At 76.4% G+C, this 15,093-nt stretch carries 11 protein-coding genes; 5 read left to right on the top strand and 6 right to left on the bottom strand.

The window, feature by feature from the left end; translation table 11 throughout:
• Positions 1-179: 179 nt before the first annotated feature.
• Positions 180-1,322 carry a hypothetical protein gene (locus ABZ861_RS10520; protein WP_361626880.1) on the top strand — a complete coding sequence of 381 codons (1,143 nt, stop codon included), beginning with the start codon at positions 180-182 and terminating at the stop codon, positions 1,320-1,322.
• Between the two features lie 340 nt (positions 1,323-1,662).
• Entirely contained in the window at positions 1,663-2,388 is a 726-nt protein-coding gene (locus ABZ861_RS10515) for an HAD family hydrolase (RefSeq protein ID WP_361626877.1), read from the top strand.
• Here the strand turns inward: ABZ861_RS10515 and ABZ861_RS10510 are convergent.
• Positions 2,346-2,615: a hypothetical protein gene (locus ABZ861_RS10510; protein ID WP_361626874.1), complete on the bottom strand. Its 270-nt coding sequence runs from the start codon at positions 2,613-2,615 to the stop codon at positions 2,346-2,348. The two genes, ABZ861_RS10515 and ABZ861_RS10510, sit on opposite strands and share 43 nt — an antisense overlap.
• A 150-nt stretch (positions 2,616-2,765) precedes the next feature.
• Here ABZ861_RS10510 and ABZ861_RS10505 point away from each other — a divergent pair, with 150 nt between their 5' ends.
• Positions 2,766-3,149 (top strand): cold-shock protein, encoded by a 384-nt coding sequence (locus ABZ861_RS10505; protein WP_361626871.1) that lies wholly within the window; start codon positions 2,766-2,768, stop codon positions 3,147-3,149.
• 82 nt (positions 3,150-3,231) lie between these two features.
• Here ABZ861_RS10505 and ABZ861_RS10500 read toward each other — a convergent pair whose 3' ends face one another.
• The 4 genes from ABZ861_RS10500 to ABZ861_RS10485 form a co-directional block, all read right to left on the bottom strand.
• Positions 3,232-4,089 (bottom strand): 1,4-dihydroxy-6-naphthoate synthase, encoded by an 858-nt coding sequence (locus ABZ861_RS10500; protein WP_361627045.1) that lies wholly within the window; start codon positions 4,087-4,089, stop codon positions 3,232-3,234.
• Between the two features lie 190 nt (positions 4,090-4,279).
• Positions 4,280-5,032 carry a futalosine hydrolase gene (locus tag ABZ861_RS10495; protein ID WP_361626868.1) on the bottom strand — a complete coding sequence of 251 codons (753 nt, stop codon included), beginning with the start codon at positions 5,030-5,032 and terminating at the stop codon, positions 4,280-4,282.
• A gap of 62 nt (positions 5,033-5,094) precedes the next feature.
• Positions 5,095-5,562 (bottom strand): DUF2771 domain-containing protein, encoded by a 468-nt coding sequence (locus tag ABZ861_RS10490; protein ID WP_361626865.1) that lies wholly within the window; start codon positions 5,560-5,562, stop codon positions 5,095-5,097.
• A 96-nt stretch (positions 5,563-5,658) separates the two neighbouring features.
• Entirely contained in the window at positions 5,659-7,248 is a 1,590-nt protein-coding gene (locus ABZ861_RS10485; protein ID WP_361626862.1) for an MFS transporter, read from the bottom strand.
• 345 nt (positions 7,249-7,593) lie between these two features.
• On the opposite strand from ABZ861_RS10485, the gene ABZ861_RS10480 reads away from it, so the two are divergent.
• Together ABZ861_RS10480 and ABZ861_RS10475 are read left to right on the top strand one after the other, a co-directional pair.
• Positions 7,594-8,520, top strand: a complete 927-nt coding sequence (locus ABZ861_RS10480; RefSeq protein WP_361626859.1) for a DUF3027 domain-containing protein — start codon at positions 7,594-7,596, stop codon at positions 8,518-8,520.
• A 785-nt stretch (positions 8,521-9,305) separates the two neighbouring features.
• Complete coding sequence (locus tag ABZ861_RS10475; protein ID WP_361626856.1) at positions 9,306-12,458, top strand: molecular chaperone Hsp90; 3,153 nt, start codon at positions 9,306-9,308, stop codon at positions 12,456-12,458.
• Between the two features lie 169 nt (positions 12,459-12,627).
• Here the strand turns inward: ABZ861_RS10475 and ABZ861_RS10470 are convergent, their stop codons facing one another.
• Complete coding sequence (locus ABZ861_RS10470) at positions 12,628-15,036, bottom strand: HAD-IC family P-type ATPase (RefSeq protein ID WP_361626853.1); 2,409 nt, start codon at positions 15,034-15,036, stop codon at positions 12,628-12,630.
• Positions 15,037-15,093 lie beyond the last annotated feature (57 nt).

The following is a 15,093-nucleotide window of genomic DNA, read 5'->3' as shown; positions in this document are numbered from 1 at the left end:
CCGCGCCGCTCAGCGCCGTGCCGTGCCTGTGCCCGTCCGGCATCTGCCGCCCCACCCGGTGCCGGACCCTCCCGGCGCCGGGCGGGTCCGCCCCCCCCCCGCGTGCCGCTACGGCGGCGCAGGCGTACGCGGTACCTTCGTTGCCGCGGGGTTTTCGGCCAGCCGCCCCGGAGGGGTACGTGGGGATCGAGAGCGACCAGGTCGTCTACGAGTATCTGAGCCGCGTCGGAGACGTGGCCCAGCAGCGACAACTGCCCTCGGCCACGCGCATGCGGCTGGTCTCGGAGCTGCGGAACGAGATCGACCGGCGCCGCGCGAAGGCCGTCGTCGACAGTCCCGCGGCCGTGCGCGGCATCCTGGAGCGCCTCGGCAGCCCCGACGACATCGTGGCGGCGGCGGGCGGTGCCGTCAGCCCGTACGGCGGACCCGGCGTCCCGCCCGCGCCCGCCGTCCCCGTGCAGCGCGACCCCGGCGCCGCCGAGGACGCAAGCCGTGCCGCACGGGCCGCGAGGCGGTCGAAGGGCGAGCGGGCCGGGCGGCCCGCGCCACCGGCCCCGCCCCCGGGCGAGGGACCAAGCGCGGCGGACACCGGCGCGGCGCGGGAGCGGCCCACCGGCCTGCGCCGGATCGTGCCGCGCCCGCGTCCCGCCAAGCCCCCGGCGAGCCCGCCGCCGGCCGGCGGCGCGCTGCCGCCGCACCTGGCCACGGCCGACGAGCTGGGCGACGGCACGGCCGGCTACGACTGGCTGCGCTCGGCCGGGGGCGGCGACCCGTTCGGGGTCGGCGACGACGTGCCCGGCTTCGTCGGCGGAGTGGAGATCCCGGACCTGCTCAAGCCCCCGCCGGCCAAGGCGCCCGTACGGCGGCCCGACTCCGCGCCCGCCCCGACGGCGGCGGCCGTGGCGGCGGCCGATCTGGCGGCTGCCGACCCGCCGCCCCGCGTCCGACGGCGCCTCGTCGTGCTGCCCCGGCGCTCGGGGGGCTGGAGCAACCCTCTCCTGCTGCTGGCCGCCGGGCTGCTGGTCGTCGGCGCGGTCCTCGGCAACTGGTTCGCGCTGCTGCTCGGCTGGGCCATCGCCTACGGCTCCCGGCGGCTCACCCGGGCGGAGTCCAAGTGGGCCGTCGCGGGCCTGCCCGGCCTGGCCGTCGCGGCCGGACTCCTCTGGCTGTGGGGCCGTGACGACGGCCGCTGGGGCGACCCCGTCGCGCAGGGCCACATGAAGGACGCGATCGTCCAGACCTGGCCGTGGGTGGTCCGCGCGGCGGCCGCCCTCTCGGCGCTGTTCCTGGTCTGGCGCTCACAGCGACAGCGCCCGGAGTAGCCCTGCGGGGGCTCGCGGAAGGGCCCGGGGTCCAGCGGGCGCGGCAGGGACCGGCACCCGGGGGCCACGGGAGACCCTGCGGAAGACAGGGCCTGGGCCCCGGGGCCTACGGGCGACCCCCGGGAAGAGGGGACGGTGGCCGGTAGACGGGACGAAGCCCGGAAGACGCAACGGCGGCCACGCGCTGACGGAAGCCGCCAGGGCACCAGGGCGTCAGGGCGTCAGAGCGCCAGGGCGTGGGGGCCCAGGGGCGGACGCGGAGGATGCAAGGCATACAGCCACGTGCACGACGCACGGACCCCCCGCCCCCACCCCGACCGCCCTCGGCACAATGGCCCGTATGACTGCGCGCCCGGTGCCCCCTCGTCCGCTGACCGTCGGCTTCGACCTCGACATGACCCTCATCGACTCCCGCCCCGGCATCCGCGCCTGCTACCTGGCGCTGTCCGAGCGGACCGGGACCTACGTCGACGCCGACCTGGCGGTCACGCGGCTCGGGCCGCCGCTGGCCGACGAACTGGTCCACTGGTTCCCGGCCGAGCAGGTCAAGGCCGTGGGGGACCTGTACCGCGCGATGTACCCGGAGATCGCCGTCGCCCCCACCCCCGCGCTGCCCGGCGCGCGCGAGGCGGTCGCGGCGGTGCGGCGGGCCGGAGGGCGGGCGATCGTCGTCACCGCCAAGCACGAGCCGAACGCCCGGCTGCACCTGGAGCACCTGGGCATCGAGCCGGACGCGGTGATCGGCGGGCTGTGGGCGGAGCGGAAGGCCGAGGCGCTGCGCGCGTGGGGCGCCGAGGTGTACGTCGGCGATCACGTGGGGGACGTCCGGGGCGCCCGCGCGGCCGGCGCGCTGTCGGTGGCGGTGGCCACCGGACCCTGCGGTGAGGCGGAACTGCGGGAGGCGGGCGCCGACGTCGTCCTCGCGGATCTGACGGAGTTCCCGCATTGGCTTGCGGACCGCATCGCGCGTTCTCCGGCCGGCGACGCCTCTGTTTCAGCCGGAATCCCGTCCGGCGGCGACGGCTACCGGGAGGACGACGACGAGCGCGTCTCACCGCGCGCCTGACGGCGTCCCGCGGCGATCGACCGGAGAACTCCGGCACCCGCGATCAGGAAGCCGACGGCCATGAGCATGCTCAATCCGAACATGTAGGTCGGAAAAGGCCGGGTCCCGAGAAACAGCGGCGCCAGGGTGACCAGGGTGGCCAGGGCGCCGAGGAAGAAGACGACGGCGCCGACGCGGATCAGCCGTTCGCCGGGCGCGGCGGAATTCGTTGGGGTTTTGTCTCGCACCGGACCAGGGTAGTTCCCAGCGCGGAGGAACGACCGGGCGACGTCTTGTCAGCCGCCCGGAGAGCATTAGCCTAGGTCCCGGCGGTCCGGCGTGACCCGCCCCGGTCTTTCATACGTGGTTTTCCGACGAGTACGAGGACGAGGACGGTCGTGCCCACCGGCAAAGTCAAGTGGTTCAACAGCGAGAAGGGCTTCGGCTTTCTCTCCCGTGACGACGGCGGTGACGTCTTCGTCCATTCCTCGGTCCTGCCCGCCGGAGTGGACGTGCTCAAGCCGGGACAACGCGTCGAGTTCGGCGTGGTCGCCGGCCAGCGCGGCGACCAGGCGCTCTCGGTGACGCTCCTGGACCCCGCCCCGTCGGTGGCGGCGGCGCAGCGCAAGAAGCCGGACGAACTGCTCTCCATCGTCCAGGACCTGACCACGCTCCTGGAGAGCGTCGGCCAGACCCTGGAGCGCGGCCGCTACCCCGAGAAGACTAACGGCAAGAAGGTCGCCGGCCTGCTGCGCGCGGTCGCCGACCAACTGGACCTCTAGCCGAGCCTGTAGTCGGACGCCTGGCCGTACCTCTGGCCGGACCTTTGGAAGGACGCTCCCGCACGTCCTAGCCTTCCCGTGCTCACGGGAAGGCGAGCGCGTCCGGGCCCAGGGGCGGGAGCAGGCCCTCGGCCGCCGCACGGGTGAGCAGACCGCGGACGGCGGCGTGGCCGTCGGCGCCGAGGTCGGCGGTGAACTCGTTGACGTACAACCCGATGTGCTGGTCGGCGACGGCCGGGTCCATCTCCTGGGCGTGCTCCATGACGTAGGGGCGGGAGACCTCCGGGTCCTGCCAGGCCGCGCGCACGGAGGCGCGCACCGACTCGGCGAGGCGGATGAGCGCGGGCTCGCCCAGTGACCGCTTGGCGATGATCGCGCCGAGCGGGATGGGCAGGCCGGTGGTCAGCTCCCAGTGCTCGCCCATGTCGGCGAGCTTGTGCAGGCCGTAGTCGCGGTAGGTGAAGCGGGCCTCGTGGATCACCAGTCCCGCGTCGACCTTGCCGTCCCGCACGGCGGGCATGATCTCGTGGAACGGCATGACCACGATCTCGCCGACGCCGCCGGGCACGCTGTCCGCGGCCCACAGGCGGAACAGCAGGTACGCCGTGGACTTCTCGCTTGGCACGGCGACCGTGCGGCCGGTGAGTCCCTCGCCGCCGGACGGGGGTGAGGCGTCGCCGGCGCCCGGCGCCCTGGTCAGCACCAGCGGCCCGCAGCCCCGGCCCAGCGCGCCGCCGCACGGCAGCAGCGCGTACTCGTCGAGCACGTACGGCAGCGCGGCGTACGACACCTTCAGCACGTCCAACTCGCCGCGCTCCGCCATGCCGTTGGTGACGTCGATGTCGGCGAACGTGACGTCCAGCTCGGGGGCGCCGGGGATCCGGCCGTGGGCGAGGGCGTCGAAGACGAAGGTGTCGTTGGGGCAGGGCGAGTAGGCGATCCGCAGCGGTTCGGCGTCCGGCTGCCGGGCGTCTGTCCGCGGGGCGTCCGCCCGCCGGGCGTCTGCCTGCGGTGCGTCCGGCTGCCGGGCGTCTGTCTGCGATGCGTTCGCCCGCCCGGCGTCAGTCTGCGCGGCGTTCGGGTGCGGCGCGTTCGCGTGCGGTGCGTCCGGCTGCTGGGGCAGGGGCTGTTCAGGATGCTGCGGGCTCATGCGGTGTCCAACTCTCCAGAACGGGTGCGAGCTTTCCGAAGCCGTCCGTCAGGGCGGTCAGGGCGTCGCCGATGCGCCAGGCGGCGCGGTCGCGCGGGCCGACGGGGTTGGAGACGGCGCGCAGCTCCAGTACGGGGACGCCGTGCGCCGCGGCCGCCTCGGCGACGCCGAAGCCCTCCATGGCCTCGGCGAGGGCGCGGGGATGGCGGGCGCGCAGGGCGTCTGCGCGGGCGGCGGCGCCGGTCACCGTCGAGACGGTCAGGACCGTGCCGCAGACGGCGCCGGTGGCCGCGGCGGTAGCCCGTACGAGTGATTCGGGGGGACGGTGGGCGACGACGCCGAAGCCGAGTTCGGTCACCGGCACGAAGCCGTCGGCGGTCTCGGCGCCCAGGTCGGCCGCGGTGATCTCGTCGGCGACGACGAGCGAGCCGACGGGCGCGCCGGGCGGGAAACCGCCCGCGATCCCGGCGGAGACGACCAGGCCGTACGGGGCGCCGCCGAGCGCGGCGGCGGTCAGCGCGGCCGCGGCGGCGGCGGCGGCGCGGGCCGGGCCGACCCCGGCGGCGACCAGGTCACAGCCGCCGAGCCGGTGCACGGTCGCGCCGGGCAGCCGCAGCTCGTCCGCCGTCCCCGCGAACGCCTGTGCCACCGCGTCCCGTTCGGCCGGGACCGCGGTGACGACGAGCACGCGCCGGGAGGGCGCCGAGGGCCCCGACGTCACGGGGGACGCCATGGACTCCGCGGACGCCGGGGGCTCCGCGGAATCTGGGGACGCCGGAGACGCCGGGGACGCGGTCAGGAGTCCTTCTGGAGCTTGAACGACCACACGCCCGTCACGTTCTTGTCGCCCTCCTTGATGGCGATCAGCGTGGAGTTGCCGCTGGCGCCGTACTGGGCGTTGAAGAACACGCTGCCGGGGATGGTGCGGTAGGTCTTCTTGCTGGCTTCGGTGAGCGGCTGGCCGTTCATGAGGATCGTCCAGCTCTTGTCCGCGATGGCGGGGTCGACGCCGAAGCGCACCGTCGCATCGGGGTCGACCTTGATCGACTTGTTCGTCTTCAGGCACTTGGCCAGGTCGGCGGTCTTGATGGCGTTGCCGTCGTTGTAGCAGGTGGCCTCCGAGTTCACCGAGGAGTCGCCTACGGTGACGGTGGCCTTGGGCGTCGGCTTGTCGCAGGCCGACAGCAGGAGCAGTCCGGCGGAAACGGCGCCGGCGGCGGCGACGGCGCGGCGGCGTCGCACGGCGGATTGCAGCGAGGTCATGGGCGAAGGCTATCGGGCGCGCCCGGCCCCCCGGCCACGCGGGGGTGCGGCGTGCCGTTCGCCGGGCGCGCGAGCCTCAGCGGGCGGGGCTTTGGTTCAGACCACGCGGGGGTGGCCGGCGCCGCTGCCGCGCGCCGAGGCGAGAAGGCCGCGGACGGTGGACAGCCAGCCGGCGGCCACGATCACGGCGGCTGCCGAAAGCCCCAACACGCCGTTCAGCGGCAGCACGATCCCGATCGCGCCGCCGAGCACCCAGGCCACCTGGAGCAGCGTCTCGGAGCGGGCGAACGCCGACGTGCGCACGTGTTCCGGCACGTCCCGCTGGATCAGCGCGTCCAGGGACAGCTTGGCCAGCGCCTGCCCGAACCCGGCGATCCCGGCGAGGAACGTCACCAGGACCGCGCCGAACAGGGCGGCGGACGTGACCGCCGTGCCTAGCACGATCGCCACGACGGTCACGATGATGACCTCGGGCGCCCGCGAGCGCAGCCACGAGCCGACCGCCGTCCCGAGCGCGTTGCCCGCGCCCGCCGCGACGCCCACTATCCCCAGCGACACCGCGGCGCTCTCCCCGGTCAGCGGGTGCAGGCGCAGCAGAAACGCCAGGAAGAAGATCAGGAAGCCGGACAGGCAGCGCAGCGCCGCGTTGGCGGCCAGGGCGTGCGTGACGGCCGTGCCCACGGTGCGCAGCCCCGGCCGCTTGGGCGGCCTGCGGGCCGCACCGGTCAGCCGCCCCGCGCCCGTCAGCCGCCCCGCGCCCGTCAGCCGCCCCGCGCCCGTCAGCCGCCCCGCGCCCGTCAGCCGCTCCGTGCCCGTCAGCCGCTCCGTGCGCGCGCCCGCGCCCGTCAGCCGCTCCGTGCTCACGTCCGTGCCCACGCCCACGCCCTCGGCCGACGCGGCCAGCAGCGCCCGGTCCTCGCCCTTGGCCGAATCGACCTTCGGCGGCAGCGAGAAGGACAGGAACGTGCCCGCGACGAAGATCACAAAGGCGCCGTAGAGCGGCCAGCGGGGGCCGATCGCCTGGAGTCCCGCGCCGACGGGCGCCGCCGCGCCGGTGGCGAGCAGCCCGCCGAGCGTCACCCGTGAGTTCGCCTTGACCAGGGAGAACCGGGGCGGCAGCAGCCGCGGCACCACGGCGCTTCTGACCACCCCGTACGCCTTGGAGGCCACCAGCACGCCCAGCGCCGCCGGATACAGCTCCAGGCCGCCGCCCGCCGCCGCGCCCGCGATGATCAGGGCGAGCAGGGCGCGGGCGAGCATCGCGGCCGCCATCGCCGCGCGGCGGCCGTGCGGCAGCCGGTCGAGGAGCGGGCCGATCACCGGCGCGAGGACGGTGAAGGGCGCCATGGTGATGGCGAGGTAGAGCGCGACCCGGCCGCGGGCCTCGTCGGTGGGTACCGAGAAGAAGACGGTCGAGGCGAGCGCCACGGTGATCATCACGTCGCCCGCGCCGTTCACCGCGTGCAGCTCGATCAGCTTGCCGAGCCCCGACTCGCCGGCGCCGTGCGCGTGCGTGGCGCGGCGGATGCCGCGGACCACGGCCGCGCCCGGCCGCCGCAGGGCACGACCGACCGCGCGGACGGGCCCGCCGAACCGGCCCGAACCGCCGCCCCCGCTGCTGCTCCCCTTCAGCCCCTCCGGCTCACCGAGCCCGGTGGTCTCCTGGGGCGTCCTCGCGGCTGCCATCCCGTCATAGTGCCCCGAGATGGGCGCGGGTAGCGCCAAGACGGCGTGGATCGGGCCGACCGGCCCGTGCGCGGGCGCCCGCGCCGCCCGGTCGCCCGGCCGCCGCGCGGCGGCGAAGCCACCGTCGGTGTAGGCCCAGCGGCCACGAGAAGGTAGCGTGCGTAGCGCGCCGTGGCGAACGTTCTCGGCCGCGCGCCTTACGGGCATACCGCAGAATGGATGACGTAGGTGCGCCCGAGCGCGATCGGGCGCGGACGTCGACGCGGTCCGCAGGTCCGCTCCGTCCGCCCCGCCGCCCTCAAGGCCGGCGCACCCGAGAGACGGCGTAGGAGAGAAGCGATACCTGTGAGCGCAGCGAGCACGCGAAGCCGCACCCCCGACCGCCTGTGCGCCGAGGCCGTCGACCTCGCGCGCGCCGCAGCCGAGGAGGCGGCGGCGCCCGGCGTCGTCGGTGCGCACACGGGACTGGCGTCCGAGGGCGACCGCGTCGTCACCCACTTCTTCGAGTGCAAGGAGCTGGGCTACCGGGGCTGGCGCTGGGCGGTGACGGTGGCCCGCGCCTCCCGCGCGAAGATCGTCACTCTGGACGAGGCCGTGCTACAGCCCGGCCCGGACGCGCTGCTCGCCCCCGAGTGGGTGCCCTGGAGCGAACGGCTGCGCCCCGGCGACCTGGGCCCCGGCGACCTGCTGCCCACCGACGCCGAGGATCTGCGTCTGGAGCCCGGCTTCTCCGGCGAGGAGGAGCCGCCGCCGAACTCCGCGGTCTCCCCGGACATGGCCGAACTCGTCGAGGCCGAGGACGCCGACCTCACCGCCGGGCCGCCGCACGACCTCCCCGCGGCGCCCTCGCGCGGCTCCATCGCGGCCGTCGCCGAGGAACTGGGCATGCGCCGCGCCCGGGTCCTGTCCCGCTACGGCCTGCACGTGGCCGCCGACCGCTGGGAGGACGCGTTCGGCGCGCAGACGCCGATGGCGCAGGCGGCCCCGGCGACCTGCGCGACCTGCGCCTTCCTGGTGCCGATCGGCGGCTCCCTGGGTCAGGCGTTCGGCGTGTGCGCCAACGAGTTCTCCCCGGCCGACGGACGTATGGTCTCCCTCGCCTACGGCTGCGGCGGGCACTCGGAGGCCGCGGTCATGCCGAAGCCGCCGCAGCCGGCCGCGCCGGTCCTCGACGAGACCCGGGTGGACCCCTTCCCCCTCCGCCCGTCCCGCGACTCCGGCTCCGTACCGGACCTCCCCGACGACGAGACCGCGGAACTGGGGCACGCGTAGCCGGTACGCGGCTGGCCCGCGTCCGCGGCGCGCGGTCGCGGCTGCTGGGTGACCGGGGCGCCTGGCCGCCCGAGGCGCCTGGCCGCTCAGGGCGCCTGGTCGCTCGGGGTGCGGTGGCGCCCGGGGCCGGATGCCGCGCGGCGCGAACGCTCCGCCGGGCTGGCGCGGGGCCGTGCCGCCGCCTTGCCTGGCTGGCGCCTCGCCCGGCCAGCTCCTCGTCGGACTCTTCGCCGCGCCGGGCCGGCGCCGCCGGACTGTCGCCGTGCCCGGCCAGCGCGTCGCCGAACAGACGCCACGTCGGGACTGCCCACGGACTGGTGCGGCGCGTGGCTGGCATCTCGCCGCCGGGCATCAGGTCGGCGCCGCGCCGGGCAGACCCTTCGGCGGCCCCCGGCCCCCGGCCCCCGGCCCCCGGCCCCCGGCCCCCGGCCCCCGGCGCCTCAGCGGCGCCCGCCCCCGGCAGCCCGCGGCTCCCCCGGGCGCCCCGCAGCTCCAAGGCGCCCCCACGGCTCCCCAGGCTCCTTCCGGTGGCGCCCCGCCCTCCATGCGCCCCCGGCAGCCGCGCAGCTCCCCAGGCGCACCAGCCGGTGGGCCCTCCGCCCCCTCTACGCCCTCGGCGGCCCCCGCCCAGACGCCGCCCCCGCCCCCGGCACCCTCGCCGCCCCGCCCCCCAGCCCTACGGCCCCGTCCCCCAGCCCTACGGCGCCGCCCCCGCCCCCTGGCGCCGCCCCCGCCCCCGGCCGTTCGCGCGGTACCTTCGGGGCATCCTCGTGAGGAGAGTGATCGTGAGCATGTTCGTGCAGCCGTCCGCTGGGAGCGACCCGTTCGGGACCGCGCGGCTGAGGCGCGGGGTGCTGGACGCCTGGGCCGCCAGCCCGGCCCGGTTCCGCGAGGACGCCAACGCGGAGGAGGACCTGGTCCTCGGCGGCTACCGGGACCGGCTCGTGGTCGAGCTGGCGCAGAACGCCGCCGACGCCGCCGCCCGCGCGGGCGTGCCCGGCCGGCTCCGCCTCACGCTGCGCGACGGCGTCCTGCTCGCCGCCAACACCGGCGCGCCGCTGGACTCGGCCGGGGTGGAGTCGCTGTCCACGCTGCGCGCCTCAGCGAAGCGCGACACGCCGGGGGAGACCGCCGCGGTGGGCCGGTTCGGCGTCGGATTCGCCTCCGTCCTCGCCGTCACCGACGAGCCCGCCGTCGTCGGCCGGCACGGCGGGGTCCGCTGGTCGCTCGCCGAGGCCCGCGGCCTGGCCGGGGAGACCGCCCGGCACAGCCCCGGCCTCGGCGACGAGCTGCGCCGCCGCGACGGGCACGTGCCGCTGCTGCGGCTGCCGTTCGCCGCCGAGGGCACCGCCCCCGACCCGTACGACACCGTCGTGATCCTGCCGCTGCGCGACACCGCCGCCGCCGGACTCGCCGAACGCCTGCTGCACGCCGTGGACGACGCCCTGCTCCTCGCCCTGCCCGGCCTGGAGGAGGTCGTCGTCGAGACCGGCGCGGCCGACGACGTCTGGCAGCGCACCCTGCGCCGCCGCGCCGAGGGCGCCCTCACCGTCGTGGAGGACTCCCGCGAGGGCGCCACCCGCTGGCGTACCGCCGCCGCGCACGGGCCGCTCACGCCCGAACTCCTCGCCGACCGGCCGGTCGAGGAGCGGCTGCGGCCGCACTGGTCGGTCACCTGGGCCGTCCCCGTGGACGACGACGGCGCCCCGGCGAGCCCGCGCACCAGCCCCGTCGTGCACGCGCCCACGCCGAGCGACGAGCCCCTGGGCGTCCCGGCCCTGCTCATCGCCTCCTTCCCGCTCGACGCCACCCGGCGGCGCACCGCCCCCGGCCCGCTCACCGACTTCCTGGTGCAGCGCGCCGCCGACGCCTACGCCGGACTGCTCGCCGCGTGGCGCCCGGTGACCGAGCGGATCATCGACCTGGCGCCCGGACCGCTGGGCAAGGGCGAGCTGGACGGCGCGCTGCGCGCGGCGATCCTCCAGCGGCTGCCGCGGACCTCCTTCCTGCCGCCCGCCCTCGCCCCGGCCCCCGCCGACGGCCTGGAGGAGTCCGAGGCGGCGCTGCCCGAGACGCTGCGCCCCCGGGACGCCGAGGCGGTCGAGGGAGCGGGCGCCGACACGGTGCGCGTGCTGGCCGAGGTGCTGCCCACCCTGCTGCCCGCCGGACTCGAACGGCGCTCCGAGCTGCGCGCGCTGGACGTGGCCCGGCTGCCGCTCGCGGACGCGGTCGACCGGCTGGCCGGCCTGGAGAAGGACCCGTCCTGGTGGCGGCGGCTGTACGAGAGCCTCGCGGGCGTCGACCCGGAGCGGCTGACCGGCCTGCCCGTGCCGCTGGCCGACGGGCGGACGACGATCGGGCCCCGGCAGGTGCTGCTGCCCGCGCCGGACGCCGCGCCGGCCGACCCGGAGGGGCTGGCCCGGCTCGGGCTGAAGGTCGCCCACCCCGACGCGGTCCACCCGGTCCTGGAGAAGCTGGGCGCGCTGCCCGCCACCCCGCGCGCCGTGCTCACCACCCCGCAGGTGCGGGCCGCGGTCGCCGCCTCCCTGGACGAGGGCGGCGGCGCCTGGGACGAGGACGTGCCGGACGCCGAGGAACTGGCCGACCTGGTCCTCGCCCTGGTCCGGGACGCGGGCCTCGCGCCGGGCGAGGAGCCCTGGCTCGGCGCGCTCGCCCTGCCCGACGAGGACGGCGAACTCGCCCCGGCGGGCGAACTGGTCTTCCCCGGGGGTCCGTTCGCCGACGTGATGCGCCCGGACGAACTCCCCGCCGTGGACGGCGAACTGGCCGCGCGGTGGGGACAGCAGCCGCTGGCCGCCTGCGGCGTCCTGGTGGACTTCGCCCTCGTCCGGGCCGCCGACGTGGTCCTCGACCCGGACGAACTGGAGCCGCGCGAAGGCGACTTCCCCGAGCCCGACGACCCCGGGCTGCTCGACGCGGTCGACGTGTGGTGCGAGGACGTCCTCGACCGGTTCCCGGACAGCCCGGTGCCGCCGGTCGCCACCGAACTCGTCGCCGTGCGCGACCTCGACCTCGTCGACGACGACCAGTGGCCGCGGGCCCTCGCCCTGCTGTCGCAGCCGCCGCTGCGCGACGCGCTCACCCAGCCCGTGCGCGTCCTGCTGCCGGACGGCACCCACGAGACGGTCCGGCCCTACACCGCGTGGTGGCTGCGCGGCCACCCGGTGCTCGGCGGACGCCGCCCGGCCGGACTGCGCGCCGCCGGCTCGGACCCGCTGCTGCGCGGCCTGTACGACGAGGCGGACGCCGCGGGCTTCGACGACGAGCAGGTGCTGCGCGCGCTGGGCGTGCGCACCTCGGTCGCCGCGCTGCTGGAGGAGCCGGGCGGCGCCGCCGAGCTGCTCGACCGCCTCGCCGATCCCGAACGCCCGGTCTCGCCCTCCCAGTTGCACGCCCTGTACGGCGCTCTGGCCGAGCTGGACCCCGAGCAGGTGACGCTGCCGGAGGATCTGCGGGCCGTGGTCGACGGCCGGGTGGAGGTGGTGGACGCGGCCGACGCCGTGGTGTGCGACTCCCCGGACCTGCTGCCGTTCACCTCCGGCGTCCCGCTGCTCCCGGTGCGGCCCTCGCGCGCCGCCGAGCTGGCCGAGCTGTTCCAGGTGCGGCGGCTGAGCGAGTCCGTCACCGGCGAGGTGCGTTCCGAGGGCGCCGAGCACGACGTGCCGGAGCCGGTGCGGGTCCTGCTCGGCCCGCGCACGGCCGCCTCGTACGTCGAGCACGAGGAGCTGGTGGTCGACGGCGCCGAGCTGGACTGGCGGCTGACCGCGGACGGCGTGCTGCACGCGGCGACCCTGGAGGGCGTGGCCGCCGGGCTCGCCTGGGCGGCCGGGCAGTGGCCGCGCCGCTTCGAGGTGGCCGCCCTGCTGGAGGACCCGTCCCGGACCCGGGAGCTGGCCCGGGACCGCTGGTTCGACTGAACGCCCCGCTCCCCGCGCGCCCGGCGGATGACGCCCCGTTCCCCGCGAGCCCAGCGGATGACGCCCCGCTCCCGCGAGCCCGGCTGAACGCCCCGCTCCGCGGGGAGCGGCGAGCCCGGCGGATCACGCCCCGCTCCCCGCGAGCCCGGTGTGATCCGGACGCGGCCGCCTACGCGGGGAAGCGGCGGCCCACCCACGTCCAGAGGAACTCCAGGGCGGCCGCCGCGACCGCGGCGACGCCCACCGCCAGCCACGGCACGGCCGTGCCCACCAGCTTCAGCGCGAAGAACCGCTGGAGCGCGGGCACGGCCAGCACGACCACGAACGCCAGGCCCATCGCGGCCACCAGCGCCAGCCGCGGCCAGGTGTAGGGGCGGGCGACGATCGCCAGCACCCACATCGAGACCAGGAACAGCGTGAGCGTGGCCGCGCTGGTCTCCGCGGCGAGCGCGTCCGGCCCGCTGTAGTGACCGCTGTAGTGGCCGCGGGCGGCCAGATACGTGAGGAAGGTCGCCGCGCCGGCCACCGCCCCGCCGGGCACGGCGTAGCGCATCACGCGGCGCACGAAGTGCGGGCGGGCCCGTTCGGTGTTCGGGGCGAGGGCGAGGAAGAAGGCGGGGACGCCGATGGTGAGCGTGGACAGCAGGGTCAGGTGCCGGGGCAGGAACGGGTACTCCACCCCCGAGCACACCACCAGCACGGCCAGCAGCACCGAGTAGACCGTCTTCACCAGGAACAGCGTCGCCACCCGGGTGATGTTGCCGATGACCCGGCGCCCCTCGGCGACGACCGCGGGCAGCGCGGCGAAGCCGTCGTCCAGCAGCACGATCTGCGCGACCGCGCGGGCGGCCTCCGAGCCGGAGCCCATCGCCACGCCGATATCGGCGTCCTTCAGCGCGAGGACGTCGTTCACGCCGTCGCCGGTCATCGCGACGGTGCGCCCGCGCGAGCGCAGCGCGCCCACCATGTCCCGTTTCCGCCGGGGGGTGACCCGCCCGAACACCGTGCCCTCGTCGACCTCCCGGGCCATCTCCCGCTGCCCGTCCGGCAGCCGGCGGGCGTCGACGACCGCGCCGGTGAGGCCGACCCCGGCGGCCACCGCGCCCACCGAGACCGCGTTGTCGCCGGAGACGACCTTGGCGCGCACGCCCTGGTCGGCGAAGTAGCGCAGGGTGTCGGCGGCGTCCGGGCGCAGCCGCTGCTCCAGCACGACCAGGGCGGCGGGCGTGGCCGAGCGCGCCGCCTCGGGGTCGTCGAGGTCGCGGCCGGCGCGGGCCAGCAGCAGCACCCGCAGCCCCCGCTCGTTCAGCCGCCCGGCCTCCGCCAGGGCGGGGGCGCCGTCGGGCAGCAGCACCTCCGGGGCGCCCAGCAGCCACGTGCTGGACTCGCCGTCGCCCTCGCTGAAGCTGGCGCCGCTGTACTGGCGGGCGGAGGAGAAGGGCAGCGACTCCACGCAGCGCCACTCCTCGCTGTCGGGACAGGCGTCGATGATCGCCATCAAGGAGGCGTTGGGGCGCGGGTCGGACTCGCCGAGGGCGCCGAGGACCCGGCGCGCGTAGGCGGGGTCGAAGCCGTCCAGGGGCCGCAGCTCGGCGACGTCCATGCCGCCCTCGGTGAGGGTGCCGGTCTTGTCCAGGCAGACGGTGTCGACGCGGGCCAGGCCCTCGATGGCGGGCAGCTCCTGGACCAGGCACTGCTTGCGGCCCAGCCGGATCACGCCGACGGCGAAGGCGACCGAGGTGAGCAGGACCAGCCCCTCGGGGACCATGGGGACGATGCCGCCGACGGTGCGGGCCAGGGAGTCCTTCAGGCCGGTGCTCCGCACCGCGAGCTGGCTGACGACGAGCCCGAGCGCGGTCGGGACCATCATCCACGTCACGTACTTGAGGATGGTGGACACGCCGGTGCGCAGCTCGGAGTGGACGAGCGTGAAGCGGGACGCCTCCTCGGCGAGCTGGGCCGCGTACGCCTCGCGGCCGACCTTCGCGGCCCGGTAGGCGCCGCCGCCCGCGACCGCGAAGCTGCCGGACAGGATCTGGTCGCCGCGCCGTTTGACGACGGGGTCGGCCTCGCCGGTCAGCAGCGACTCGTCGATCTCCAGGCCGTCGGCCTCGACGCAGACGCCGTCGACGGCGGCCTTGTCCCCGGGGCCGATCTCGATCAGGTCGTCCAGGACGATCTCGCGGGCGGCGATCTCCACGGCGGCGCCGTCGCGCCGGACGGTGGGGCGGGCCTCGCCGACGATGGCGAGGGAGTCCAGGATCTGCTTCGCCCGCCATTCCTGGACGATCCCGATGCCGGTGTTCGCGATGATCACGAAGCCGAAGAGGCTGTCCTGGATCGGCGCGACGCACAGCATGACCAGCCACAGCACGCCGATGATCGCGTTGAACCGGGTGAAGACGTTCGCGCGGACGATCTCGGCCGGCGAGCGGCTGCCGCGCACCGGCACGTCGTTGACCAGGCCCCGGGCGACGCGGGCGGCGACCTCGGCACCGGACAGCCCGTCCGCCCGCACCGCCGGCAGGGGCACCGGGTGCACGGGGTCCAGCTCGGCGCCGACCTGGAATCGGGTCATGCATCCGACGGTACGTGCGGATCTGCGGCTTCACTCGTCGAGCGGGGAGCGACCCGG

The sequence above is a fragment of the Streptomyces sp. NPDC046985 genome (genome assembly GCF_040644415.1).
Taxonomy (GTDB): Bacteria; Actinomycetota; Actinomycetes; order Streptomycetales; family Streptomycetaceae; genus Streptomyces.
The sequence above is the reverse complement of the archived record's forward strand: the minus strand, read 5'-3'. Positions and strand labels throughout refer to the sequence as shown.

Coding starts and splice junctions, on each gene's coding strand:
- ABZ861_RS10515 (WP_361626877.1), top strand. CDS start 1,663: ATGACTGCGCGCCCGGTGCCCCCTCGTCCGCTGACCGTCGGCTTCGAC.
- ABZ861_RS10495 (WP_361626868.1), bottom strand. CDS start 5,032: ATGGCGTCCCCCGTGACGTCGGGGCCCTCGGCGCCCTCCCGGCGCGTG.
- ABZ861_RS10490 (WP_361626865.1), bottom strand. CDS start 5,562: ATGACCTCGCTGCAATCCGCCGTGCGACGCCGCCGCGCCGTCGCCGCC.
- ABZ861_RS10485 (WP_361626862.1), bottom strand. CDS start 7,248: ATGGCAGCCGCGAGGACGCCCCAGGAGACCACCGGGCTCGGTGAGCCG.
- ABZ861_RS10470 (WP_361626853.1), bottom strand. CDS start 15,036: ATGACCCGATTCCAGGTCGGCGCCGAGCTGGACCCCGTGCACCCGGTG.